Origin of the sequence: Affinundibacterium baiyunense (assembly GCF_018139645.1) — a bacterium.
GTDB classification, from domain to species: domain Bacteria; phylum Pseudomonadota; class Gammaproteobacteria; order Burkholderiales; family Burkholderiaceae_D; genus Undibacterium; species Undibacterium baiyunense.
Map to the genome: position 1 here is coordinate 1 of NZ_JAGSPM010000084.1, position 255 is coordinate 255.

The 255-nt window shown below is 42.0% G+C and carries 1 protein-coding gene; it reads right to left on the minus strand.

Features of this window, described 5'->3' with window-relative positions:
• Window positions 1-255, minus strand: a 255-nt coding sequence (locus tag KDM92_RS18420) for a DDE-type integrase/transposase/recombinase (RefSeq protein WP_230408430.1), incomplete at both ends; no start/stop codon positions are given.

Here is a 255-nt window from a genome sequence, read left to right on the forward strand (position 1 = left end):
CGATTGGCGACAGCCGTTTGAAAGCCTTTTTAAGCATCGTATCAATCATTTTATAAACAGGTCTTTTCGCAGTTTCAAAGGCGATGATTTCGCCATTAAACAGATCTAAAATCGGTGACAGATAAAGTTTCTCACCAGCGACATTAAACTCTGTCACATCAGTCGACCACTTCTGGTTCGCCCCAGTCGCTTTGAAATCTCGTTGCAATAGATTGGGTGCTGCCAAACCAACATTGCCTTTAAATGATCGGTATT